At 55.9% G+C, this 25,387-nt stretch carries 20 protein-coding genes and 1 tRNA gene; 3 read left to right on the top strand and 18 right to left on the bottom strand.

What is annotated here, in order from left to right:
• Positions 1–253: 253 nt before the first annotated feature.
• The 6 genes from IE090_RS15405 to IE090_RS15380 all read right to left on the bottom strand — a co-directional run bounded on the left by IE090_RS15405 (position 254) and on the right by IE090_RS15380 (position 4,447).
• Positions 254–1,717, bottom strand: a complete 1,464-nt coding sequence (locus IE090_RS15405; RefSeq protein ID WP_189389713.1) for a hypothetical protein — start codon at positions 1,715–1,717, stop codon at positions 254–256.
• A gap of 29 nt (positions 1,718–1,746) precedes the next feature.
• Complete coding sequence (locus IE090_RS15400; protein WP_189389712.1) at positions 1,747–2,217, bottom strand: hypothetical protein; 471 nt, start codon at positions 2,215–2,217, stop codon at positions 1,747–1,749.
• Between the two features lie 130 nt (positions 2,218–2,347).
• Entirely contained in the window at positions 2,348–2,902 is a 555-nt protein-coding gene (locus tag IE090_RS15395; RefSeq protein ID WP_189389710.1) for a lipocalin family protein, read from the bottom strand.
• Positions 2,903–2,907: 5 nt separating this feature from the next.
• On the bottom strand, positions 2,908–3,237 hold the full coding sequence (locus IE090_RS15390) for a branched-chain amino acid transporter permease (protein ID WP_189389708.1): 330 nt from the start codon (positions 3,235–3,237) through the stop codon (positions 2,908–2,910).
• A gap of 1 nt (position 3,238) precedes the next feature.
• Complete coding sequence (locus tag IE090_RS15385; RefSeq protein WP_189389706.1) at positions 3,239–3,913, bottom strand: AzlC family ABC transporter permease; 675 nt, start codon at positions 3,911–3,913, stop codon at positions 3,239–3,241.
• 213 nt (positions 3,914–4,126) lie between these two features.
• Complete coding sequence (locus IE090_RS15380) at positions 4,127–4,447, bottom strand: hypothetical protein (RefSeq protein WP_189389704.1); 321 nt, start codon at positions 4,445–4,447, stop codon at positions 4,127–4,129.
• A 577-nt stretch (positions 4,448–5,024) separates the two neighbouring features.
• Here IE090_RS15380 and IE090_RS15375 point away from each other — a divergent pair.
• On the top strand, positions 5,025–5,504 hold the full coding sequence (locus IE090_RS15375; protein ID WP_189389702.1) for a DUF4124 domain-containing protein: 480 nt from the start codon (positions 5,025–5,027) through the stop codon (positions 5,502–5,504).
• 284 nt (positions 5,505–5,788) lie between these two features.
• Positions 5,789–5,865, top strand: a tRNA-Arg gene (locus tag IE090_RS15370).
• A gap of 476 nt (positions 5,866–6,341) precedes the next feature.
• Here the strand turns inward: IE090_RS15370 and mntA are convergent.
• From mntA to IE090_RS15330, 8 genes are all read right to left on the bottom strand, one after another.
• Complete coding sequence (gene mntA, locus IE090_RS15365; RefSeq protein WP_189389700.1) at positions 6,342–6,752, bottom strand: type VII toxin-antitoxin system MntA family adenylyltransferase antitoxin; 411 nt, start codon at positions 6,750–6,752, stop codon at positions 6,342–6,344.
• A 150-nt stretch (positions 6,753–6,902) separates the two neighbouring features.
• The gene (locus IE090_RS15360) at positions 6,903–7,907 is read right to left on the bottom strand and encodes a GlxA family transcriptional regulator (RefSeq protein WP_189389698.1); all 1,005 of its coding nucleotides are present in this window, start codon (positions 7,905–7,907) and stop codon (positions 6,903–6,905) included.
• Positions 7,908–7,914: 7 nt separating this feature from the next.
• On the bottom strand, positions 7,915–8,640 hold the full coding sequence (locus IE090_RS15355) for a class II aldolase/adducin family protein (protein WP_189389696.1): 726 nt from the start codon (positions 8,638–8,640) through the stop codon (positions 7,915–7,917).
• Positions 8,641–8,649: 9 nt separating this feature from the next.
• Positions 8,650–10,140, bottom strand: coding sequence for an aldehyde dehydrogenase (locus tag IE090_RS15350; RefSeq protein ID WP_189389694.1), 1,491 nt, complete (start codon positions 10,138–10,140; stop codon positions 8,650–8,652).
• A 60-nt stretch (positions 10,141–10,200) separates the two neighbouring features.
• Complete coding sequence (locus tag IE090_RS15345) at positions 10,201–11,151, bottom strand: PDR/VanB family oxidoreductase (protein ID WP_189389692.1); 951 nt, start codon at positions 11,149–11,151, stop codon at positions 10,201–10,203.
• Positions 11,152–11,166: 15 nt separating this feature from the next.
• Positions 11,167–12,828: a choline dehydrogenase gene (locus IE090_RS15340; RefSeq protein WP_189389690.1), complete on the bottom strand. Its 1,662-nt coding sequence runs from the start codon at positions 12,826–12,828 to the stop codon at positions 11,167–11,169.
• A gap of 12 nt (positions 12,829–12,840) precedes the next feature.
• Positions 12,841–13,989 (bottom strand): aromatic ring-hydroxylating oxygenase subunit alpha, encoded by a 1,149-nt coding sequence (locus IE090_RS15335; RefSeq protein ID WP_189389688.1) that lies wholly within the window; start codon positions 13,987–13,989, stop codon positions 12,841–12,843.
• Between the two features lie 405 nt (positions 13,990–14,394).
• Positions 14,395–17,517, bottom strand: a complete 3,123-nt coding sequence (locus IE090_RS15330; protein WP_189389686.1) for a DEAD/DEAH box helicase — start codon at positions 17,515–17,517, stop codon at positions 14,395–14,397.
• A gap of 183 nt (positions 17,518–17,700) precedes the next feature.
• Here IE090_RS15330 and IE090_RS15325 point away from each other — a divergent pair, with 183 nt between their 5' ends.
• The gene (locus IE090_RS15325) at positions 17,701–20,814 is read left to right on the top strand and encodes a M66 family metalloprotease (RefSeq protein ID WP_189389684.1); all 3,114 of its coding nucleotides are present in this window, start codon (positions 17,701–17,703) and stop codon (positions 20,812–20,814) included.
• Here the strand turns inward: IE090_RS15325 and IE090_RS15320 are convergent.
• Genes IE090_RS15320 through IE090_RS15305 form a run of 4 tightly spaced genes read right to left on the bottom strand, consistent with a single transcriptional unit; the run spans position 20,792 to position 25,377 of the window.
• Positions 20,792–21,277 (bottom strand): helix-turn-helix transcriptional regulator, encoded by a 486-nt coding sequence (locus IE090_RS15320; protein WP_189389683.1) that lies wholly within the window; start codon positions 21,275–21,277, stop codon positions 20,792–20,794. The two genes, IE090_RS15325 and IE090_RS15320, sit on opposite strands and share 23 nt — an antisense overlap.
• Positions 21,256–22,302 carry a heparan-alpha-glucosaminide N-acetyltransferase domain-containing protein gene (locus tag IE090_RS15315; RefSeq protein WP_189389680.1) on the bottom strand — a complete coding sequence of 349 codons (1,047 nt, stop codon included), beginning with the start codon at positions 22,300–22,302 and terminating at the stop codon, positions 21,256–21,258. Before IE090_RS15315 ends, IE090_RS15320 begins: the two co-directional genes overlap by 22 nt.
• The gene (locus IE090_RS15310; RefSeq protein WP_189389679.1) at positions 22,299–23,012 is read right to left on the bottom strand and encodes a (2Fe-2S)-binding protein; all 714 of its coding nucleotides are present in this window, start codon (positions 23,010–23,012) and stop codon (positions 22,299–22,301) included. The genes IE090_RS15315 and IE090_RS15310 overlap by 4 nt, the downstream gene beginning before the upstream one ends.
• On the bottom strand, positions 23,005–25,377 hold the full coding sequence (locus IE090_RS15305) for a GNAT family N-acetyltransferase (protein ID WP_229815793.1): 2,373 nt from the start codon (positions 25,375–25,377) through the stop codon (positions 23,005–23,007). Before IE090_RS15305 ends, IE090_RS15310 begins: the two co-directional genes overlap by 8 nt.
• Between the last annotated feature and the right edge of the window lie 10 nt (positions 25,378–25,387).

Genomic DNA, 25,387 nt, shown 5'->3' with positions numbered 1-25,387 from the left:
ATTAACGGAATCTGGCTTGAAAAAAATAGACGTTACAGGGAGGAGGAGGTTAGACAACTCATGCTCGCAGACGTGATTAGTCGAGACGTATTCAGCCTTTTATGCGAAAAATATTTATAAGAGCAGGTGTAAATATTTTTTTATAATGTTGTTTTTACTGAGTATGTAGGTACTAATACCAGCTAGGCTGATTTATAAAAAACATGCCATATAGACGTGACAGTTCAGGCCAAACTGTCACGCCTAGCAAAAATTAAGGCTGTGGCATTACAACGCTGTCGATGCCCGACTTTAATCCGCACAGCGTGGCATTGTCGTCGCCATCGCAGGTGTGGGTAATGGAGCCATCGAAGTCGTAGCGATAATACAAGCGCTCGCCCACCGCCTCGATGCCGCTCACCATAGAGTTACGTGGCAGGTCCAGTGTGACGACTGGCTGCAGCTGTTGCTCTGAGTTCAGCGTTAAGACGGTGCCATAGCCGTAACTGATCTGGCTGTTGCTATCGACCTGTTTATAGCCACTGATGCCGGCCAGCCATAAGCGGCCATCGGCGGAGACGGTGGCGTCGAGCAGGGCATCTTCTTGGTCAAAATGCAATAAATGCGCGCTTTGCAGCTGCGCCGTAGCGCCATCTAGGATTTGCAGTGCAACATCCCACTCGGTGCTGCCTGCGGCGGCGTTATTTTTGGCCACTCGGCTATTACTCACCAGCACCAGCTGATCTTGCTGCCACACGGCATTGACCAGCGACTCGCTTTGATCTGGCACGCCAACAACGGCGCGTTGCAAAAGCTGGCCGTTGGCATCATAAATGGCCACGCCGGTATCTGAGCCTTCGCCTGGGTCGGTTAGCTGAGTATTAAAGTGCGTGTTAAGAATGGTGAGGTCGTCGTTTTCGTACAGCTCAAACGCCACGGCAAGGCGGCCATCCTCGTGCACCGCTAGGCGGCTGATGTTGGTGAGTACGGTTTGCCATAGCCAGCTGTAGGCCGGCATTACCTGGCGACTCCAACCAATGGTGAAATCGTCCTGCAGTTGGTAGAGCTGCACCCCATAGGTATGGGCCAATAAATACAACTGGCCGTTGCGGTACTCAAGCTGGGCTAAGGTGCTTTCCGACAGTTGAGGGCGATCATCAACGCTGGCATAACGAAAATCGGTGCGCACCAACTGGCCGACTTCAAAATGGTAGTAAGCAAGGTCATTTTCGCTCGGCGGATGCAGTAGCCAAGCCTGGTGCTGAAGTTCACCGGTCAAAGAATAACGGCTTAACCGTAACTCATAGGCGGTAAAAGAGGAGTCGTTATCGGCTGCGCTTGGCAGTGCTTCCAGTACGATCAGCTGCTGGGCATCGGTTAGGGCGATATCGACCAAAATGGCGTTAGCGGGTTGATATTGCCAGGTCTGTTGCTCGCCGCTGTAACAGTGCAGTTGTTGTTGCCAACCTTCTTGCCACGGTCTGCTGGCCAATTGAATGGAACTGCCATCTGACGTGCGTTCGATAACGCACCAATGGCCTTCCTGGCTCACGTTTAAGTGGCTGTACTGTGATTTGTAGGCCGCCGTTAATTGCTGTGGCGTGATCTGGTTGACGGGCTCAGGCAGCGTAGGTGTTGGCTCTGGTTGTGTCGTGGCAGAATCTGAGCTAGAGCTGCTGCCGCCACCGCAGGCAGTGAGCAGTACGGCCGTGATAAAAGGCATGAATAGTCGTTGCATAAGTCTTTCCTTAACGTTGCGGCGGGCGCTCAAATATTGCCAAGATCTATGCCAGTAAAGGTTTCCCTAAGCTCTAACATGCGCAGCCATAAATCCCGGCATTGCAGCGCCGGCAGAGGCGGACAAGGCACGGGAAAGTTATCCACATCGACAAAAAACGCATCTGGACCATTTTCAATGCCGACACTTAAGGTGACATGGTCGGCAATGCCATACAGTCCTTGTTGCTGGCCGGCTTGGGCTTGCAGCAGTTCACGTGCTGCTTTCAGGCAGTGAGCCCCTGTCCAATGTGGTTGCTGCGTCTGTAATTGTTGTTGTTTATCTAGCAACCGTTGCATGACCCAGCGCTGCAATTGTACCTGTTCAGGATGTGCTTGGGCGCGATAACGGCGAATGCTGTGTTGCAGGGTTGGATTAATATCCTGCGGCGAGGTGAGCTGCGCCGCAAACTGATAGCGGCGCTGGGGGCAACTGACTAAAACGGATAATAGGCTGTTCATGCATTATTTTGGCGGCAGTCGCAGAGTAAACGCAACTGCCAGAGCCCAGTTGGGTGTCACCACTTCAGTGGACTTAGAATAACAGAGCAGCCGGTTGGTATCGGCGCATTAGCCTCTGGTGGCTACCGAGTTATTCCCCGGCTTGTTGGCGGACGCTGCCTGGGTTAACAATCAAGTTTCGCAGATCAAAGCCGGCCTCACGGGCAGTCTGCTTGAAATGCGCTAACTCGGCTTGGCTAATGCGTGGTGTGCGCGATAGTAGCCATAAATAGTCCGTGCTGGGGCCAGACACATAGCTACGCTGGCCATTCAGCCAAAACACCACATAAGAACCATAAAACGGCCCAAAAAAAGACACCTTTAAATGCGCGGTATCGGTTGCGCCTACAAAATACGCTTTGCCCTCGGCTTGCTGGTACTCGTTATCTTGCTGATGAAAACCCCTATTAATCACCCTGACGCCGCCATCGTCGCGTAAGGAATAGGTCGCGGTAACATCGATAAGCCCCTCCTCAAAGGAATGCGGTAAGCGCGCGATTTCGTACCATTGCCCTAGGTAGTTGGAGAGTTGAAACGATCTAACAGGTGTTACTTGCTCGGGCATGCCGGTCGATTGCAACGCGCTGCAGCCGCCGAGTGCCAGCAACAGCACAAATAGCAAGCTTGTAGCGATGATTTGTTTCATCTTATTTATCCTGTCCATCCCATTTGCACCAAGGTCATATAAGCCGCCGTGCCGGCCACAATACTCAGTAATGCTTGGCGAAACAGCACATGCAACAGAGCTACCAGTGCCAGACAAGCGGTGGGGGCCAGAATATCGGTACTGAACGTAACGTCCTGTTTAATGGCGTATAGCACCAGCAACACCATTACCATGGCGGGTAAATAGCGCCCTAAATGAGTTAATACCGGGTGGTCGGCCACTTTATATAGCAACACGAACGGCAGCAGCCGAGTGGCAAAGGTTGCCAAGGCCAGAAGTGCGATCACACTGCTCAAATACAGGAACGACTCCATCTCAACTCCTACCGGCGCGCTGTAACAACAGCACGCACAAGCTTAAAAGAATAGCGATCAGCAACATATGCTCGCGACTGATGAGCAACAAAGTTCCCAAACCAATGCTCAGCGCCAACCAAAACGGCCACGGCTCACGAATACTGTGATATTGCTCAATGGCAAGCACCATAAACAGTGCCGGCAGTACAAACTCGATACCTGCGGTAGAAAAGCTCACCTGTGAGCCGATAAAAGCGCCCAAAGTACAGCCTAATACCCAGTAGATCTGATTGAAGGCAGCGATGCGTAGCTGCAACTGTCCTTCATCTATGCCCTGAGGCGCTCGGGTAGAAGACAGCAAGGAATAGGTTTCGTCGGTCAGGCTAAAAATCTGATACCAGCGTCGCCAACCGCGACTGCGGATGCGATTCAGCAGCGACAAGCCATAAAACAGGTGACGTGCGTTTAACAGCAGCGTGGCAATAACCATTTCTGTTAGCGCTGCCTGGTTTGCCAGCAGGCCAACGGCTAAGAACTGACCCGCACCAGCGTAAATAAACAGCCCCATTGCCGTCGCATACAGCCAGTGGTGCCCAAGTTCGGCAAACAACACCCCAAATGCCGCCCCCAAGGGCAAATAACCAAACAACACTGGCAGCGATGTGCGTAACGCCAGTTGATTGACCGATAACATAGCGAGCCTGCGCCAGACCAAAGAGGCGGGGATGATAATTGGGTCAGCAGAGAGAAGCAAAGCAGGCCTCTGGGCAGGCACCCTTAAGCCTTCGGCTTTGCTCTGCATCTAGCCAGTGGAGCCACCACTGCTTGAGCGGCACACCTCGCCAGAGAATTCGGGTGGCCCGTTGAAACCATGCGCAGTATGGTAAAAGTTAATTCGAAACGCGAGCTACACCAACCAGATAACAATGGCCGCCGCACTGAGCGCCAGGGTCGTCAGCGTCAAATAACAAACACCGCTAATACGGCGGCTATAGCGCCGCTTACGTGGGCCACCCTGCAACTCAATGGGCGGTAGGCCTGCCTCTTGACGTGCCTGATTCTCTTGCTGCAACACCTGCGTTTCATAGGCGCGCAACTCAGCTTGCTTGAGGTCGTATTCTTGTAATAACTCGGTGGTATTGCCGCGTTGTTGGCGCGTATTCAACCACGAAGCAGGTCGGTGCAGCGGGTTGCGCTGGTTGACCATTGAAAGTGCGGGGTCAGGCATTGGAGATCGTCCGATAAAACCCTAGTGGTGGATGGCGTGAATACTAGCAAAACTACTGCCTACGAAGTAGCTACAAAATGCGCCGTTTAGTAAAAAAAGTGCTGCCTATCTCACGCTTTTGTCCAGCACCCATGCTGTCTAGCGGCTAGGGCACCAAAGTGGTGCATTTTGATATAAGAGTTACTAATTGCGGGAAACACGCACCAATGTCGCTAGCAAACACTGGTTCAGCCAACCTCGTCACAAAACGCGTAAGTAGTTAGTCGGGTGTGTTGCTGCCATAGGGCTAACAATCCCCATGAGCTGGGGCTATTCGTGCACCTAGCTCATTGGTAGTCACAGTCAAACAACAGGGCAGCAAAGACCAAGATTCGTTCGCTTTATGTGTGACGGCTGCATTTCACGACGATGTAGGTAACAACGGCGCTCATATGTCACTTTTGGCGACATGTGTTTTTATGCAGCATTGGCATACAGCAGGATCAAGAGAAAATGACGACAGGGAGAGAGGGGAACGCTGTCTGCTCGTCTCATGCGGATGGGGTCAAGCACTACTAGCATTTTTAAGGAGTTTTTTATGCGCGTGGCAGTTACGCTAATGGCGGTTATCGCTTTACCTGTGGCAGCAGGGCAGATGTATGTCTGCACGGCCAGTGACGGCAAAAAAACATTTCAGCAGCGCCCCTGCCAAGGTGAGGTGCAGCAGTCTACACGAAGCTATAAGATCAGACAGACGTCGGCAGACAGTCAGCCTAAGCCGGTATCGCTGGAGGGCAATGAAATCTACCAGCAAATGAAGGCAGACAACCGCCGTGCTGAGATCAAGCGAGAGTTAAAACGCTTGTACCGCGATTTGGATAAAGCCCAAGCCAACATGGATCGCGAACTAAGAGTGCTGCGGGCCAAGAAAAGCCGTGCCAACAATAACTTGGCGGGGGCTCAATGGGAGTCGAGCATTAGCGCTGAAATGCAAGCCATTACCACCCGTTATCAGGTAGAAATGCAGCGTTATCAGGCAGATATCACGCGCTTAAACGCCGAAATGGCCAGGCTGTAATCATCAAAAGGAGGCGAGCGCTGGACCTACTCTTGCGCTCCTCTGAGTAATTTTGCACAGCTTTGCACGAGTGCGTCAGACATCCAGAACGGGTACTGAGTTATCCATAGGTGCTGTTGTAGAAAAATCCGCAAACATGGGTTTAGCCCACTGAAGAGCGCCATAGCACAGCCGAGCGCAGTGCCTCTGCCATAGCCACCCATGTGCGGATGCGGTTGGAGCCGCTGAGAAAAGTGTATATAATCCGGCACCTTACGGCATCGGCCTTGGTGGCTGTCCGTTTTCCGCCCGTAGCTCAGCTGGATAGAGCGCTGCCCTCCGGAGGCAGAGGTCAGAGGTTCGAATCCTCTCGGGCGGGCCATAGAAAACCCTCATATCCCCACTGCATGCAGTGGGGATATGAGGGTTTTTTTGTGCCTGCTTGAGCGACTTGGTTCAAACTCTCAGGTTCGACCAATGGCCGGGAGCCATTGGACCCGCCGTAGGCGCCCGCAGGGCCGAGGGCAGGATGCCTGAGGGGTTATCCTCTCGGGCTGCGCCTATGTTTCGGGGTCAGAACTTAAGTTCTGACCCCGGTAGTAAAGCTCCTCGAACTGCATGCAGTGGGGATATGAGGGTTTTTTTGTGCCTGCTTGAGCGACTTGGTTCAAACTCTCAGGTTCGACCAGTGGCTGGGAGCCATTGAACCCGCCGCAGGCGCCCGCAGGGCCGAAGGCAGGATGCCTGAGGGGTTATCCTCTCGGGCTGCGCCTATGTTTCGGGGTCAGAACTTAAGTTCTGACCCCAATGGGGCGCTGTAAGCAGCGACGAATCCTAGCCAACTTGTTCAAAACAACATCATTCATCTTTAACCTCCTCGAGAAACGCTTGCACAATGGCCTGCCTAGATTCCTGCAAATCGCCATACATGCTGTACACCTGCACGGCAAACGCATCGTCATCATACTGGCTGCCCAGCAGCAGCTGACCTTGAGTCACCACTTGTAGTTGCAGCACGGTTGATGCTTGGGATAAATCGACCAAGTCAACATCACTGCCCAAGGTGATGGCCAGTTGCTGGGCCAGCTCCCAGCGCTCGGTGTTGGTCAGTCGGGTGGATGCCAGAAAGGCAATGTCCCAATCACTGTGCTGTGTTGCTTGATGCTGGCTTCTGGAGCCAAACAGGTACACCAGCTTTAGGTCGGCAATGGCTTGCAGTTGCTCAATAATCTGTGTGGTTTGCGCCGGTGAAATGGCTGGGGAGGGCATCGTACGTCACCAGGGGCCAAAGGGAAGAGCTGCATCATAGCAATGGCTAACAGTAGCGGCCAGACGATGGCCCACCTCTAAGTTGCTCGATAATCGGTTGCCTGCATACGGGTGCTGAAAAATCATTGCCAGCGGGTTGAGCTGTAACCCTTACATCTCGCCTGGCCAGTGTTGTGCCGGCATAACGGCGGGGGCATCGCCGGATTGCAGTCGGTCTTCACTGGGGGCGCGGTCGAAGAAGCGGCGATAGGCGCGGGAGAAGTGCTCGAGTGAGCCAAAGCCGGCACTGCTGGCGACCTCAGCCACGCTCATATCGGTTTGTTGCAGTAGCCGATGGGCGCGCGTCATACGCAGCCACAGGTAATAGCGCATGGGGGTAACGCCGACTTCGTGTTTGAAACGACGCTCCAGCTGGCGCACAGATAAGCCCACACCATCGGCTAAGGCGCTGCTGCTGAGCGGGGTTTCCAGATGGCGGCGCATCAGGTGGATAACGCGGCGCACTTGCGCCGAGGTCTGTAATTGGCGCTCTGGGGCATGGCTAAGTTGTGGCTGCTCGGCCGAGCGCTGGCGGCGTTCGAGCAGGTGGTTGCGGAGTTCTTCTAACAGCGCCGGTTCGATGCGTTGTTGCAACCAGGCCATGACCAAGTCGAGCACTGCGGTACCGCCGGCACAGGTCAAGCGCTGCGAAGTCAGGCTGTAGAGTTGGCTGCTGGCGTCGACTTGGGGGTAGAGTTCACGAAAGGCCTCAAGGTTGTCCCAATGCACGGCAGCGGGCTGCTCGTCCAGTAGGCCAGCAGCGGCCAGCACCTCGCTGCCCATTTCAATGCCGGCCAGCGGCACGCCAGCTGCGGCACATTGGCGCAACCACTGGCTGAGACGGCGATCATCTCGCAGGGCTTTGGTTTCAAAACTGGCCAGCACCCAAACGCTGTCGAGGCTGTTGGCGGCGGGCCAGTCACTGTCGGTACTGAGGCTGACGCCGTTGGAGGCGGGTGTGTTGTCGCGGCTACCTAGCAGCTGCCAGCGAAAGCGCTGTTCACGCGCCAGCCAGTTAACGATGAACAGCGCATCCAGCAATGCGCCTAGCCCAGCAAAGGAAAACTGCGGTAGCAACACAATGCCAAGCCGGTGCACGGCGGAACTTGAGGCCATGGGGTGATTATCTCCGGAACGGGTCGCCGTCGCGGTCCAGTAGGCGCATCAGAGCGGCGAAGTGGTCATGGCTGAAGCCGTCTGCCAAGTACTGTTGCCATTGGGCGGCGGTCTTGCGCGCCACGGCATCACTTACGGGGCGCAAGGGCAAGCCGCTGGCCCGAGCGGTAAGGTAGTAGCGACAGGCGCGTTCAAAATAATAAAGATTATCAAACGCGGTGGCTACGTCGACGCCGGTGGCGATGACACCATGGTTGCCCATCAGCAGGATATCGGCAGCGCCGAGTTGCTGTGCTAGACGCTCACCTTCATCCTCCAGACCCATGCCATCGAAGCCGCGGTCGATACTGATGCGCTCAAAAAAACGCATCCCCGCTTGCTCCAGTGGCGGCAGTTGCGGTTGCTCTAGGCAGGCCAATGCCGTGGCGTATTGGCTGTGCGCATGCAGTACGCAGCCGACCTGATGGCCTAGTCGGTGCAGCGCACCGTGAATCGACCAGGCCGTTGGGTCGAGGCGTGGGTCGGGCTCGCCCCAAGCGTCCACTTCCAGCAGGTCGCTGGCGCACAGCTCTGCAAAATGATAACCCGCTGGGTTGATCAGGAAGCGGCTACCGTCATCGCTGGTGGCCAGGCTGCAGTGATTGGCGGCGGCTTCGTGCATGTCCAGTCGCGCCATCCAGCGAAAGGCGCAAGCCAGTTGTTCGCGTGGGCTGCCTAAGTGACGACTTGGCATAGCAACTCCTTACAGTTGGTAGTGAATCCAGCAGGTTTTCTGCGCCATGTATTTGTGCAGACCTGACAGGGCGTAATCGCGTCCGATACCAGACTGTTTCATGCCACCAAACGGTGTTTGTGGGCTTACGGCATCGACACCATTCACCGTCACGGTGCCAGCTTGCAGCGCCTGAGTGAGGCGATGAGCGCGGCTGAGTAACGTGGTCCAGACGGAAGCTGCGAGGCCGTAGTCGCTGTCGTTGGCCAAGGCGACCGCCTCATCTTCATTGCTAAACCGAGTGATAGTTAGCACAGGGCCGAAGATTTCCTCGCGGAACAAGCGCTGATCTGGGCCAACACGATCAAACACGGTGGGAGCAACAAACAGTTGGCCGCCGGCGACTTGCAGCGCTTCACCGCCACATTGCAGTGTTGCCTCACGCTTGCCGGTGTCGAGGTAGTGGCACACCTTGTCAAACTGCGCCTGGCTGACTAGGGGGCCTAAGCGTGTCGCAGGGTCGAGCGGATCGCCGGGCTGTAAGCGCGAGATGCGATCAACTAAAGAGGCCACAAAGGCATCGGCGATGCCGTCTTGCAATAGCAAACGTGAGTGCGCCGAGCACACTTGGCCTGCGTTGGTGAAAATGCCGGCAATCACGGCATCCACAGCGGCGTCTAGGTTGGGGCAGTCTTCAAAAATCAGATGTGGGCTTTTGCCGCCACACTCCAGCCATACAGGTTTCATATTGGATTCACCGGCATACACCATAAAGCGCTTGCCGATCTCGGTGGAGCCGGTAAAGCCAATGGCATCGATATCCATATGGCGTCCCATGGCTGCGCCAACGACTGGGCCCAAGCCAGGAACCACATTCAACACGCCATCTGGCAAGCCCGCCTCACGGCACAGCTCGGCTAGACGCAGTGCCGATAGCGATGATTCTTCCGCCGGTTTGAGTACCACGCTGTTGCCAGCGGCCAGCGCTGGTGCCAGTTTGACCACGGCGTTGTGCAGGGGGTAGTTCCAAGGGACCACCGCACCAATGACACCCAAAGGCTCGTGCACCACTGTGGCTTGTACGCCGTTGGGCGCTGGAGCAACCTGATCGAACAGCTTGTCTTGCAGCTCGCCATACCAGTCAAATAAGACGGCGGCTTCTTCGACATCATCGAGGGCATCGCTGATGCATTTGCCCACTTCTAGGCAGTCGAGCAATGCCAGTTCGTGCCGGTGGGCGCGAATCTGGCTGGCGATGGCCAATAAAATACGCCGCCGCTCGCTGGCATCGGCGCGTGACCAGTCGCCTTGGTTAAAGCTGCGTCGCGCCGCCGCCACGGCGATGTCCACATCCTGCTCGCTGGCGGCGGCAATGCTGGCCACCGGCTGTGCAGTCATGGGGTTAATAGAGTCCAGCGTGTCGCCATTGGCTGCTGGGCAGCGACGACCGTCGATCCAGGCATTGCCGTCCGCCTGCAGTGCTGCGGCTTTGGCTTGCCAGTCTTGATGGCTTAAGTACATGGTTGCTCCTCAAATCTTGCGGTCATGGTGATGCCAGGCATCTTGGGCCGGGCTTTGTCGTTATAAATCCAGTACCAGGCGCTGCCCTTTGGGGGCGGATACACAGGGGTAAAGGGTGTCGTGACACTGTTTTTCGGCGTCGCTTTGCAGCACGTCGGCATGCTCCGCCTCGCCGGCAATGATGCCGACGGCACAAGTGCCGCAAGCGCCTTCGCCACATAGGGTCGGGGGCGCAACACCGGCATCCTGTAGCGCCGCCATCAGGGACTCGCCCGGCGCCAGCAGCAGGGTTTTGCCACTGCGTTGTAGCACCACCTCGCAGGCCTGTGTGGTACGGCTATCGGCATCGCTGTCGCCGCGAAAGCGCTCTAATCTGAGCACCCCAGCTGGCCATTGCTGCGCTGCTTGCTCCAGACGGTCAAGAAACCCCTGTGGACCACAGGCATACACCTGGGTATCGGCCGTGACAGTGTCAATCAGGCTGGCTGGATCGACGGCGCCGTGCGGTTCAGACAGGTGCAACTGCCAGTGTGTCTCTGGCAGCCATTGCGACAGCTCATCGGCGTAGGCGGCATCATCGGCGGTACGCACCAAATAGTGCAGTTGGGGGCGCTCCCCGCGTGCTACCAGCGCTCGAACCATGGCGACAATCGGCGTGATGCCGATGCCAGCACCGAGCAGTACGCGTTGCTTGCCCGGGCTGTCGTCGAGGGCAAAGTGATTGCGCGGTGCGGAAGCCTCCAGTTGGGTACCGGCCGGCTGGCGCGTGAGCCAATCGGAGCCGCCACGCGATTGCGGATCACGTAAAACGCCAATGCGATAGACGCCGTTGTGACCGTCGTCGAGCAGCGAGTAGTGCCGTACCAAGCCGTTGGGGAGATAGAACTCTAAATGCGCGCCGGCCTGCGCTTGTGGCAGTGGGCGGCCATCGCTGCTCGCCCACTCCAGCTCGTAGATGCGCTCCGTCAGGGCTTGGCTGCGTTGCAGCGTTAAGTTCAGGCGGGTGCTCATAAAGACCTCGTCATATTAACGCTGGCTGCGCTGCCAGTCTGGGTGAATCCAGCTATCGGCGTCCGAGGCTGGCAGGGGGTCATGGCCCAAAATCATATCGCTGGCTTTTTCGGCGATCATGATCACCGGCGCATTGGTGTTACCACTAACAATCACCGGCATGATGGAAGCATCCACCACCCGCAGTCCTTGCATGCCATGCACAGTCAAGTCGGGTGCTACGACGGCTTCAGGATCGTCGACAGGCCCCATTTTGCAGGTGCCAGCGGCGTGGTAGCCGGTTTCCATGGTATCCCGTGCCCAGAGATCGAGCTCATCGTCGCTCTGGCATTGCAGGCCAGGGGAAATCTCCTCGCCGCGCAACGCATCAAACGCCGGTTGTTGCACAATTTCGCGCACCAAGCGCACGGCGGCGCGCATGTCGGCGCGATCGCGCTCGCTGGCCAAATAGTTAAAGACGATTTCGGGTGCTTGGTTAGGGTCGGTACCGTTTAGACGCAAGCGTCCCAAGCTGGTAGGGCGCATCAAGTCGATATGAATCTGGAAGGCGTGCTCGCGCAGGCTTTCAACCGTGCCGGGCTCAACGGCCAACGACATAAAGGTGAGCTGCAGGTCTGGGTGTTCGACGCCCGGCCCTGAGCGAATAAAGGCGCCGGCATCAAACTGATTGCTGGCAGCTAGGCCGGTTTGGTTAATAAACCAGCGCATGCCTACCCACCATTTACGCGGTGCATGGGTGAGCGGGGCATTAGAAACTGGCTTACGACAGCGAAAGGCGACCACAGTATCCGGATGATCGCTAAGACGGCGACCAACCCCATCGAGGGTGTGCACGGCGGGAATTTGCCAGCGTTGTAGCTCATCCTGTGGACCAATGCCCGAGAGCAGTAGCAGTTGTGGCGTATTGATGGCGCCACCACACAGCAGCACTTCGCGTCGGGCGTGCACTTCCCGTGCTTGGCCATTTTGGCGGTAGCGCACGCCAACGGCACGCTTGCCTTCGCTCAGGATTTTTTCTGCCAGCGCACCGGTATGAACCGTGAGATTGGGCCTAGCGGTCGCGCGGCTAAGGTAGCCACGAGCGGTGCTCCAGCGCTTACCGGCAAATGTGGTGCGATCGACGCGGCCAAAGCCTTCTTGGCAATAGCCGTTAAAATCATCAGTGAGTCGATAACCAGCTTGCTGACCGGCGTCGATAAAGGCCTTGGCCAGAGGGTCCGATGGGTCTCCCTGGCTGACGTGTAAGGGGCCGTCGGCGCCATGATAGTCATCAGCGCCCCCAGCGTAGCTTTCACTGCGGCGAAAATAGGGCAACACATGTCGATAGCTCCAGCCTTTACAGCCGGCGGCTTCCCAGGCGTCGTAATCGCGGGCATGGCCGCGAATGTACACCATGCCGTTGATAGAGGAGGAACCGCCCAGAGTTTTGCCGCGCGGGGTGGCAATCTGACGACCGTTCAGATAGGGCTCAGGTCCAGACCAGTAGTGCCAGTTAAAATGTGGGCCATCAATAGCGGCCCCCATGGCTGCCGGCATATCAATGGTCCAAGAGCGGTCGCGTGGGCCCGCTTCGAGTAGCAACACTTGCTGCTGGCCACTGGCGCTCAGGCGATCGGCTAGCACACAGCCAGCCGATCCTGCCCCAACGATGATGTAGTCATACTGCTGAGCAGTCATGCGGTTCTCCTGTTAATCCGTCGCTGACTGGCCGTGCAGCGCTTGATAGACCAGCCGGTGGAAATGCAGCACTAGGTGCTCGCTTTCATTGCTGCGAGCGGCATCAATCATGTAGCGACCTTGGTCATAACCGAGTGAATGCAGGCCTTTTTGAACCGTGATGTTGAGGTCAATATCCTCCGGCCCTAGGTCTTCATTCATCCATTGAATGCTGGCTTGAGTGACTTCTGGCAATTGTTCGTAGGGGCTGTAGTAGCCAAAGCGCAAGATGGTGCGCTCAGCATCCAGCGGAATCATCATGAAGGTTCCCATGCACTGCGAGAACGGGAACTGATAAAAAGTATTGTGGGGGAATAAACCGATATTAAAGAAGCCATCCCCTTCTTCTGCTTGGCGGTCGAGCGCCACGCCGTAGGCTTCTTTGGCATCAAAGTTTGGCGGTGCGCCGTATGTCCACCAGTTGTCGAAGCAGCGCAGCTTGTAGTCAGAGAAATTAATTAATGAGGCCAAGTCGATGTGGTGCGGGCCGGATAATTGAAAGTGATAACCTTCAATGGAGTTATCCATAATCACTTTCCAGTTAGCCGGTACGATAACGTCGTCTTCCTGCACCAGTCGCATGTCGTCGAGCTTCGGAATTGCCGCCCGAATAGCATCCTCGGCACCCGGGAACAGGGTGTTCATATCCTCTGCATCGGCGTCAAAATTAAAATAAACGCTGCCAGCAAATACCTGTAAACGCACCTTAGGGATATGAAAGTCGTCGACATTAAATGCTTTGATATTTTGGCTGCGCGGGGCTGCACGCAAATCGCCATTATGGGCGTAGCACCAAGAGTGATACAGACAGCGAATGGTGCCTTTTTGTACACCGCGGGTTTCGGTCAACAGGCGGTTGCCGCGATGCTGGCAAACATTATGAAAGGCATTAATTTCGCCGTCTTTATCGCGCATTAAAATAACGCTTTGGTCAAAAATATCCCGTACAACGTAAGCGCCGGGCTCGCTCAACTCATTAACATGGCAGCCAAAGTGCCAGGCTTTCATGAATATCTCTTGCTGTTCTTGCGCAAAAATATCTTTGTCAAAAAAATAACGTGATGGCAGGGTCAGCGCTTGTTCTGGGTCCTGGGCATGCCAGGGAGTCTGCTTGTTATGCATTGTATTACCTCATCATGCCTTGGTTGCGAGGGCCGCAGTATAGGGAGGAGATGACGGCGGTAATTGAGGCTAAACGACATTAATTTTTGTGTGGTTTTGACTTATTACGGCATACATCTGTCGTAATAAATCAATATTGCCGTAAAAATAGGGGGGTGTGAGCTTGATAAAAAGCGACATAAGAGTGTCGTGAATGTCGCTTGTTGGCGACAGAGCCACTTAGTCATTGAGGGTCTAGCGCGCCGCTCTGCCGCCACGCAGCATGTTGCTGACGCGCACTGATGTATTGGCGCGCAAGCTGTCTTGCCGGGTTATCTTGCATAGGGCCTTTTCCTTTGGCCGGTTAGTTTAAATCCACCGGTGCCGTTTTTCTGAATCGTCACTCACCCCACCGCTGCCTTGGCTTTAAGGCGCCAGCAGGGCCAGCAGCTGCTCGCTGTTTTGCGGCAGGCCGGCGGCGTTGCTGTGGTCGAACAGTTGATCGGCCAGGGCTTGTTTATCGCGCTGCATTTGTTGGATGCGCTCTTCGACGGTGTCGCTGGCGACCAGCTTGTAGACGAACACGGGTTTGTCTTGGCCGATGCGGTGGGCGCGGTCGGTCGCTTGGTTTTCGACCGCTGGGTTCCACCAAGGGTCCATGTGAACCACCACGTCGGCGGCGGTCAGGTTCAGGCCGCTGCCACCGGCTTTGAGGCTGATTAAAAAGACGCGCGCGTCACCGCTTTGAAAGCGCTCAATGGCTTGCTGGCGCTTGCGTGTTTGGCCGGTGAGCTTGCTGTAGGTAATTTGCTGCTGTTTGAGTTGGCTTTCGATCAGCCCCAGCACCTGAGTGAACTGCGAGAAGATAAGTATGTTGCGGCCTTCTTCTAACAGTTGCGGCAGTTGCTGTTGCAGCCATTCAAATTTTGCGCACTCCTTGACCTTGGCGGCCTGGTCGAGCTTAACCAAAGCCGGAGAAATACAAGCCTGACGCAGCTTGAGTAGGGCGTCGAGAAACTGAATATGGCTGCGCTCCATGCCTTGGCTGGCGATCAGCTCTTGCATGCGCTTTTGCATGCTCATGCGAATGCTTTCGTACAGGGTGCGTTGCTGACCGCCCAGTTCGACGTATTGCACGATTTCGGTTTTCGCTGGCAGTTCACTTACCACTTCTTCTTTGGTGCGACGCAGCATAAAGGGGGCGACCAGTTTGGCTAATTCTTGCTGACGCTGGGAGTTGCTGTGTTTTTCAATGGGGGTGCGGTAGTACTGCTGAAACGATTTGCGCCCGCCCAACAGGCCAGGCAGGGCAACATCCATCAAGGCCCACAGTTCACCGAGGTGGTTTTCCAGCGGCGTACCACTGAGGCACAGACGAGTATCACATTGCAGCTGGCGTACTTGCTTGGCGGTTTTGGTGAGTGGGTTTTTGATGTTCTGGGCTTCGTCCAAAATCAGCAGGCTAAAGCGGCGTTTGCGGTAGCGCGCTGCATCGCGTACCAGCAATGGGTAGCTGGTGAGTACCAGATCGCTGTCTTTGATGTGGCCAAAAGCGTCGTCGCGCTCCGGGCCATGAATCAGGGTGACTTTGAGTTCTGGGGTAAAGCGGCTGGCTTCGTGCTGCCAGTTGCTCATCAAACTGGTGGGGGCAACAATCAGGGCGGGCTTGTCCAGCTCGCCGCGATTTTTCAGTGCTTGAATCAGCGCCAGTGTTTGCAGGGTTTTGCCCAGCCCCATGTCGTCGGCAAGAATGCCGCCAAACTGGTAGCGGCGCAAAAACAGCAGCCAGTCGAGCCCTTCTTGCTGGTAGGGGCGCAGGGTGGCGTGTAGGCCCTGCACTGGGCCATGTTGCTCGATGCCGTTAAAGTCCTGCAGCTGTTGACGCAGTTTTTGTGCTTGCGGAGCCTGGCGTTCGTCCAGCTCGGGCAGGTCGCTCATGCGGCTCAGTTGAAACGCTGGCAAGCGGTTGATCTGGTTGAGCTGCTTGCTGCTGTGCAGTTCGGTGATGAGCTGGGCCAGTTGTTGCAGTGGGCTGGCGTCGATTTGCACCAGGCCATCGTCGGTGGGCACCAGCAGTTGCTCGGGCTGGCCTTGTTCGAGCCAAATATCGATGGCTTGCTGGGTATCCAAAAACAACTCATCGCCCACCGGCAACGATAGGGCAAAGTCAAACCAGTGGCCGTCGTCATCGCGCAGAGTGACCTTGGGAGTGACCTGAATCGGGGTGGTGTTCATATCGTCGAGACCGCGAATATGCCAGCCTTGTTGCTGTAACTGCGGCACGCTGTCGGCGATAAACTGCTGCCACATGGCCAGCTCAGCGTGTAGGTCATGCGCCTGGGCCAGCCATACTTCGCCGTCGAAGGTGAAGAGTCCGAGGTGTATTAGCTCGTCGGCAAGCTCATCTTCCCGATCGTAATCGCGCTGAATGCACCATTGCTCGCCTTCATGCGAGTGCCAGCTTTGGCCGCTGCCAGTGTGCTGCCAAGATGGGAATTCTTGGCCAGCATAAATAAAGGTCAAACGTGCCCCAGGCTGGTAGCTTTCGTCGCCCCAGGCATGGCTGGTCAGCGTTAAGCACGGCTCTGGCGTATTGCAGTGGTTCAGCTCGGGTTCATCGATGGGTAGGGAAAGCTGATCGCGGTGGTAATGACGTCGCATGGGTATGATGGCCTGTTGTAGTTGCTCGGCGGTCATGGCGGGCATTTGCTGCAGGTGGCGGACTTGCGCTGGGTTAAATGACGATTGCAGCAGCCCCAGCTGGCCGTTTTGCAAATCCAGATAATACGGCGGTTCGGTGGCAATCAGCCAGAAATCGTCGCAGCCGCTGACCTCTGCCTGCAGCTGATAGGTTTGCGCTTGTTGTTGCCAGTGCCAGTCCAGCGTCCGGCTTGGGCCAGACACGACCGGCTGATTGCTATAGCGCAAGCGCCCAGTCGGCAACAGAATTTGCAGCGCCAGATAATCGTTAGGGGTTTGCAGTATGAGTTGCGATCTTGATGTGGCTTGCAGCAGCCGCAGGGCATCAATGTCTTCAGGTGCCAGAAACTCCGGATGCATATAGTCACTCAGGTGACTGGGGGTGTAGCGCTTAATGCGGCTCCATTCGCCGTTTTTCTTTAAATAGCCTTTATATACCTCTAACCGTACCTGCCCATGAACTTGGGTAAAGCTATAGAGAATATGGTCGCGGCCAGAGGCCAGCGGCGCACTGGATCGCTCCGTCGGTGCCTTACTCAACCACTGCTCTAGCTCGCGAGGCAGGCCTTGCAGCAGAGGGTCTACGTCTTGTTCAAGCCAGGTCAATGCTAAGGCGATGGCGTGCTTGCAGTTATGTTGCACTGGGCAGCTGCATACGGATTCCAGCCGACCACGGTACCAGCGCAGTAGTGTTTGATAGCGCTGTGTGCCCTCAATATCGGCCATGACTTCGTCCTCAGACAGCGGCCGAAAGCTTTTGACACGCTGCTGTTGAAAGTAGCGCTCGCCGCGCTGAAAGGTCGCAGCAGAGGCCATGGCCTCGATATGCTGGCGGGTGAATTGGGGCATGGGCATAAGCTTCACGGCAGTGAATCAGGGGTCGGCATATTAGCACTCTGTGAGCCGCTTCTTAAAACCCGTGGTTGCTGCTGAAACAGCTCACAGTTTCTAACACCTGCTCGGCTGAAAGCTTGAGTTCCGTTGCGACTGACTGACAATGCCTGCCTCAACACATTGCGATGAGGCATGGTTATGCAATCACCTTCTATGTTGGCGCTGTTGTTCGCCAGTGCATTATTAACCGCTTGTGGTGGCAGCGGTGACGATGGCCGCGGCGGCGAAGATTCGACGGGCGATGCCAGCGGTGGCACACAAACGCCAACGCCAGATCAAGGTGATTCCAATACCGATGGCGATCAAGACGGTGGCAGTGATCCCGGCGAAGATAACGGTGGCACCCCAGATCCTGGCCCAGAGGACGGGGGCTCGACCTCGGATGACTCTGATACTGGTCAGGAGGATGGTGACGGTACTGGTGATGGAAGTACCGATGATGGAAGTACCGATGACAGTGGCGATACCAGCGATGAAGGCTCGGGTAATGACACTGATGAAGGCGGCACCGAAGACGATGGCAGCGACGAAGGCGATGGCAATGACGAAGGCGATGGCAACCAGGACGACAGTGCTGAAGCACCCGTAATAGAGATGACCCTGGCCAAGGCCGTCAGCCAGGCGGGCTATGTCTTTCAACCAGATTTTGGCGAGCATTCAGCTAACGCCCGTTTCACAGCAGTGGAATTGCCGAGCTGGTTAGCGCTGGATGCCAATACCGGCACCTTGACGGGCATGGCAGCCGAACCAGGGCAATATGCCATTGCACTGAAACTCGATGATGGCGAGCAGCAAAGCCGTTTTAAGGGCGAGCTAACCGTCGTTGCTGGTGAGGCGTATCAAGGCAGCGATAAAATCGATTTTTATCAACTCAACTATGATGGCCAAGCACGCACCTTACGCAATGATTTAAGCGGCGATTTGGCCGCCGAAGTGCAGTTTGTGCAATCCCACAGTGTGGCGCCTAATGGCAACTATCAGCGCAATGAGGCCGATGAGCGCCAAAGCCGCTACATGCCCAGGTTGGTGGCCCAGCGCGAAGCCTTGCTGTTGGTATTGCCGCATCAAGCCAGCGAGCAGGGTATCAGCGCCGAGCTGCTGGTGAACGGTGAGCTGGTGGATACCCTGAACTTGAATCACCCCAGTACCCTACCGGCCAGTGACATCGCCGCCGATCAGGTGGCGTACTCCAAGCAGGCTTGGTGGGCGCGCATTCCTTGGCAGCATGTGCGCAATGGCATGGCGTTAAATGTGCGCCAGGGCGAGCGCAGTGGCTCCTTGTTGGCGGCGGATATCGACATCGGCCGTGCTACGCGCTTGGTACTTCAAACCATTCGCGTCGGCTTGCTGGCCGAACCACCTGCAGACAACGAGGGGCATTTTATCAGTCGCGATCCGCTGCTGGCGGCGACGGACTACTTCCAAACCTTGCCGGTTTCTGAGTTAGTGATGGCCAACTACGCCGATGTGCAGCTAGAGCGGGTCATGATCGCCGATGGCACTGTGTACGACGATGTCAGCGCCGATGAAGGTGGCGTTTACAGCGGTGATATGCGCGAAAACGTGGCCAAATCGCAGATCAGTGTCGGCATTAATATGGCCAACTTCGGCTATAGCAGCCATCACATGCGCCAGAGCCATCCGCATGTGATCAAGCAAATCACTAACCACCACGCTCGTGGTCATTATCAAAACGGAATGGTGAAGCACGGCCTCAGCGGTGGCAATGGCATTGGCACTTTGTACAGCAGCGCCGGTAATGAGGCCAGTCATGAGTGGGGCCATGCTTATGGTCTGGGCCATTATCCGGGCCAGTCGTTAACCGAAGATGGTCGCTGGGCGGTGCACCATGCCGACAGTGGTTGGGGCTATATCGCTCACCGTCAGCGCCTGCGCAGTAGCCTGACGGAAGTGGGCGCGAATGGTGAGTTCAGCTTTAATAGCGATGCTATGTCGGGTGGGCGTGACGCCTCACCACTGTCGCGCTACACCCACTACACAGGTTACACGGCACGCATCATTCAAAACGATTTAGAACGCTTCCCGCTGGCGGATACCCAGTTTGTCAGTGGTTATAAACGCTGGGATACCAGTCAGGGCCAGTTTGTTGAGTTTAACGATAACCGCCCGGTGCCCAGTCAGGTGGGCGTTAACGTCGTGACCATTATTGGTGCTTATGATCCAGACAGTGATAATGCGGTCATTTACCCACTGCTGCACGGCAACTACGGCAATGTTTTTGATTGGGCCGAGCCCGCTGCCAGCGGCGATCAATGCTGGCTCACCGTGCAGCATGCAGGTGGTGAGCAGCGCATTGCCGTAGCCACCGAGCGCCATCACGCCGATACGGTTAATCAGTTGCATGTGAACTTAAGCGCGGCTGTGCGTCCGACGGCGGCCAGTTTGAATTGTCGCCGCGCCGGTCAGGTCACTGAGCTGACCCGCACCGACTTTAGCGCTGCGGTACCCGAGCTGCCGCCATTGGCACAGGTGGGCCAGGCCCATGGCTTTGATGCTTTGCGCCAGCGCGAGTGGCAGCAGATAGATCAGCAACTGGCGGCGTTGCCCGCAGACAGCGTGGCGCTGCCGAGCGAATTGGCGCTATTGGTACAAAGCTATGAGCAAGAGGCGTTGTTAGCGGCCTTGTCTGCCAGCAGCCGTGAGCGCCTGGCTGCGATTTTGACGCTGCAACAAGCCGCCAACGGCGTGGCACAGTTGTTGGGCTATCACCAAGCCAGCAACCAGGCGGTTGAGTTGACGGCAGGCCATCTGCGCCATCATTTGAAGGTTACGGGTTTGGCTAGCCAAGCCATTGCCGACGTAACGGGCGCGGTGATCAGCGGCCAAGGGCGCTATTTTGCCGTGGCAGACAATGCCAACAGCGGCGCTGCGGTGCAGCTCCCCAGCTTGGACGACGGCCAACCACACACCCAGTGGCTGCTGGATGCGCGCGGTCGTTTGCATCCACGGCAACAGCCGTGGTTGTGCTTGCAGCCTGCTGCGGGGCAAATCATCGTGGCCGAGTGCCAGCTCAACGAGCCAGCGCAGCAATGGCACTATGAGGATGAGCAATTGCGCAATCAGGTCTCGGGCCAATGCCTAGATTACGCCCGCAGCAGCCAGCAGCTGATTCCTTATGGTTGCCACGGTGGTTCTAACCAGCGCTGGCAGGGTGTGGTGGCCACTGACCAGGCCTGGCTGGCCTGGCTCGAAGCCGACGCGCTGCAGTTTATCTGGCAGCAGCTGCGCTAAACCCGCCATCAGCGATGGCGAGTGGCCAAGGCCCGGTCTCAGCTTGAGATCGGGCGGCTGATGGCAGCCAGCACTGGTTAAGGTCGGTGAATGCCAAAGCTGGCCAGTCATCTTGCCAGACGCCGCGGCGGCGATAGGCACCGGGCGTCATCTGCAGATATTGCTTAAACACACGATGAAACTGAATATCCGATTCAAAGCCACAGGCTTTGGCAATATCGATCTGCCGCTGCTCACTGTGCACCAATAACCAGGTGGCCCGGCTTAAACGTCGCTGGCGCACGTAACTGGCCAAGGCAATGTTCAGCTCGGCAAAGGCACGCTGCAATTGCCAGCGACTGCAACCGGCGACATCGGCCAGCCCGGTGAGTGTCAGGTTGCCATCCAGGTGCTGCTCAATATGAGCGAGCACCACGCCAATGCGCTGTTGCTGTTTGCTGCTCAAGCGGCCCGCCAGTGCCATAGCCGCTCCTTTTGCTCATACAGCATTTGCACACCCAGGGTTACGGCCCAAGCGGGAATAATCAGCACTAAGGTTCCGGCTACGCTTTGGGTTTGAAAACCCACCAGCCCCATGCCCCAACAGATCAGCACCCACTGAATCACATACAAAGAGGTGACGCGCTCGCTGCAATAGCGCCAAGCGGCCATCAGCTTGGGTGGGTATTGCCAGCGCAAGGTGCATTGAATCAGCCACAGCGCGAGCAGGGTAATACCTAATAAATACAAGGTGCCCCCCGGGCCGTGATGGAAAAAATTGCCCATGTGTAATTCGCTGTTGTGCTGATAAAGAGCAAAGCCTATGGCCATGCTGATCGCACCGAGCCAAGGCAGGGCTTTAACACATTGGCTGGGCTGGGTTTTCCACCAATGTCCTAAGGCGGCTCCAAAAAAGATAAAGCTGGCCCACGGCAACATGGGGAAGTACACCTGATAATCTTGGCCTGCGATTAATTTCACCGCGTAATGCTCAGCGCTGATGAGCTCGCGCAACCAGGGCGTAGCCAACATCATTAGCAGCCCTACCGTGAGCCAACCGAAAGCGTTTTTTATTACTCGTTGCAGCACGGCATACAGGGCCAGAGTGAGGCCGGCGAGCTGTAAAATATCGCCAGTGGATAATAAGTACAGTTGCTGGCCAGAGCTGAGCGGCGCTTGCCAACCATAGGCCGCGATAAACTCAGCGGGCAGCCAGCCTAAATGTAGCGGTAGCAAAAATTTCAGTGCATTCATGACATAGCCCAAAGCAATTAACTGCAGCGCGCGCAGTAAATGCGCGCTACTGGTTTTTGCCTTAGCCAGTTGCAATGACATACCCATAAACAGCAAAAAAGCCGCCGTGCCTTTGCCTAATGTGTGTAGTAACTGACCCAGCCAAGTATTGCCTTGGGTGTCGACGCTGGCGTACATCCACATGACGTGGACACACACCATCACCATGACGGCCAGACCACGGCCAATATCGACTGCTTGAATGCGTTCGTTCATACCTTCTCCGGGATGTTTTTCATCATATTTTTTTGTTTGCGAGCTGTTTTAGGGCAACCCTCGCAACGTTCGCCGCCAGGGTTTAAATAATGAAAGCAGCAGCTACCGCGCTGTATGCGCCAGCGATTTTCTGCCGCCAAAAAATGCAGATCTCGCTGGCCCTTAATGGGTTGAGAAACAACGGTTTGTTGCCACCGTTGGCCTTGCTGATACCAGTCGTGGCGCTGACGGCCGGGGTGCCAGCCCGCTTGCAGCGCCAGCCACACTAAATCGGCCAATAAGCCCCACAGTTGCTGCGGCTTGCAGCGAATTTGGGGCTGAATTAATGAAAATGCCTGCTGGGCATAAGCGCGTAAAAGGTGCGCTTGCTGTTGCAGGCGTTGGTGGAATTCCGCCACTGGCTCAAGGCCTGGTAGCTGCTGTAGGCCATACACACTGCCGTGCTGGCAGCGCTGTTTTAAGCGCGTTAAATCCAGCGTACCGCTGCCATCATTGACCGCAGCGAGGGACAAAAAAACCGGCTGCCACAGCAGCAAGGTCCAGCAGCGATGGCGCGCGTACAGCTCAGCCTCGGGCGTATGCGCCTGTATTACCCGCTGCACCATTGCCTCAACGCTGGCAGGTGCTGTCAGCGATACCCATAAGGGCGCAGCGTCAACGGCCTGAATTGCCGGGTGCCAAGGTGTGAGCCACGGCGGCTGCTCAGCCACTGACCGGCTCCAGCGCAAACGTGGCCAAGGGGTTTTGCAGCTCGCCTGCAAATACCAGGCTGCCGGCTGGGTCGGTTAAATCGACCATTTGCTGATGATTGCGCAGTTGCAAGCGATTTAAGCAAGAGTGGGCAAAGCTGGGCGCAAATAAATCGTATTCCTTAAAGCGCTGCTGCAGCTCTGGGTGATTGGCCTGATAGGCGTGCGCGACTTGTGCCACGGTGCGCCAAAACTGCTGTTCTTCCATTACACCGGCTTGCCACAGTTGCTGGCTTAAATAGCGAAATACGCCATCAAAAACGTCGGTAAAAATTGATAATAATTCTTTGTCCTTCGGCGTTTGCACACGTATGCGCTCAACCGCTTTTGGCAGTGGCTGGGCGCTGTTTAATAAGCACACTTCTTCGCCGATGTCCTTCATCAGAGTACGCACGGGAACGCCGTTTTCCATAATTAAAATCAGGTTTTCGCCGTGTGGCATAAACACCAGTTTGTGGGCGTAGAAGCAGTGCAGTAGGGGCACAAAATAGGCGTTTAAATACGCCGTTAGCCATTGCTCGGGCGTTTTGCCTGATTGTGCGATCCACTCAGCAGCGAGGGAGTGGCCCTGCGCATCCTGGTGCAACAGTGCCGCCATGGTGGTTAGGGTTTGTCCGGGTTGTAATAATGGCTCTGGGCTTTCGCGCCATAAACCGGCCAGGGTCTTTTTAAATGGGTGATCATTTAAACCTGACTGGTTAAAAAACGGCTGCTGATACCCCACGGCACAGATTTCGCGCAGCAGGGTAAAACCACATTGCTGCAATTGTGAATCCTGGCTGAGGGTTTCATATAACCAGTGATTGATGGCGGGCGTGACTTGCATGTATTGCGCCGATAAACCACGCACAAAGCCCATATTAATCACAGATAAGGCGGTTTTAACGTAACTGCGTTGTGGCTGTGAGCGATTATAAAAAGTACGAATTGATTGCTGCGCTTGATGATAATCATCGCCATAGCCCAGCAATACTAAGCGCTCACTGGCCAGCTCAGCGGCGTAAATCGACGCCAACTTGTGCTGCCACTGCCAAGGGTGAGCAGGAATCAACACATAGTCGGCAAAATTTAATCCACGTTCGGCTAAGCGAGCTTCAAAGCGCGCTATGGTTGCGGCGTCGAATTCCTGTGTCAGCCAAGTTTGATAGTCCAAGTCGGGCATATAGGCGAGGGTGGCGACATCGCGGTGGGCGGCTAACCACACCAAGCGCATAACCTTGCCGCTCTCGGGGGCACGGGTGCGTAAATCCGTTTGGTCAAAGCCTAAGCGACCGTTATTGGCAATAAACGCCGGATGCCCCTCGCTCATGGCGGCTTCCAGGGTTTGAAAGTCCGCCGTCGCCAGCTCGCCTGCGCTCAAACCTGGCCGCGCCAATTTAAACGCCCGACCATACAGGGTGTTGGCCAACTCCTCTAAATAGCCATTTAATTGCGCTGGGCGAATACCCAATGCTTGTTGAAACTCTGCCACCCACTGCAGTGCATCCAGTGGTTGTGGCTGATCATTTACCCAGCGCTGAATGGAGCCAGGTTCAATCACCCAATGTTCTAATGCCAAGCAGTGGGCGCGAAAGCGATAGCAGGAGTGATCGCTGCGCAACTCAAAGCGATTGTCGGCCAGTTTTTGTGGCGTTAGCAGACGTTCATGACAGGTTTCGCTGATGCATTTGGCCACTTGCTCGGCATTGGCTTGTGCCCAAATATTTGGCGTTAATGGAGCGCAGGCTTGCTCGGGGGAGTGGCGCACAGCCAGAGCGTGCTCGGGGGCATCGCCATCTAATTGCTGCAGGGCACAGGCTCGATCAAAGTGCTGGCGCTCACACACACCAATGAATGCGGATTTATGCCCTAAATCCACCGGGCCATGATGGCGAAAACCAAACGCGTTATTGAGCCGATGCACCGCATGATTGCGCGCATCGGGTTCGACGATGATGCGCTGATAACCTTGCGTAAATAACGCCGCCATGATGGTGTGAAAAACTTGGCGGCTAAAACCATGAATGGGCTGTTCGCACGGTGCCAGCAACACATGCATGCCAATATCGCCATCGGCAGGCGAATAATGCTCAGCCAGTACCGTGGTGGGATCATACAGCTCTACTACAAAGGCGGGCTGACCTTGATGCAGCCCTAAAAGCAGTTGATTTCCTTGTTGCAGCAGCTGTTGATATTCGTGGGTTAAAGCCTCCAAGCTGATGCCTTGATAACCCCAAAAATGCGCGTAGGGCTGGCTGACCCACTGATGAAACAGTGGTAGGTGTTCGTCCAGATTAAATGGCACCAGTTGTAGATGGCCAATGGGCGAGAGACGTTCAAATTGCATGCTTAACCCC

It is taken from the genome of Bacterioplanes sanyensis (assembly GCF_014652515.1).
Classification (GTDB): domain Bacteria; phylum Pseudomonadota; class Gammaproteobacteria; order Pseudomonadales; family Oceanobacteraceae; genus Bacterioplanes; species Bacterioplanes sanyensis.
Note: the sequence above shows the minus strand (reverse complement) of the source record. Positions and strands in the feature narration are given on the sequence as shown.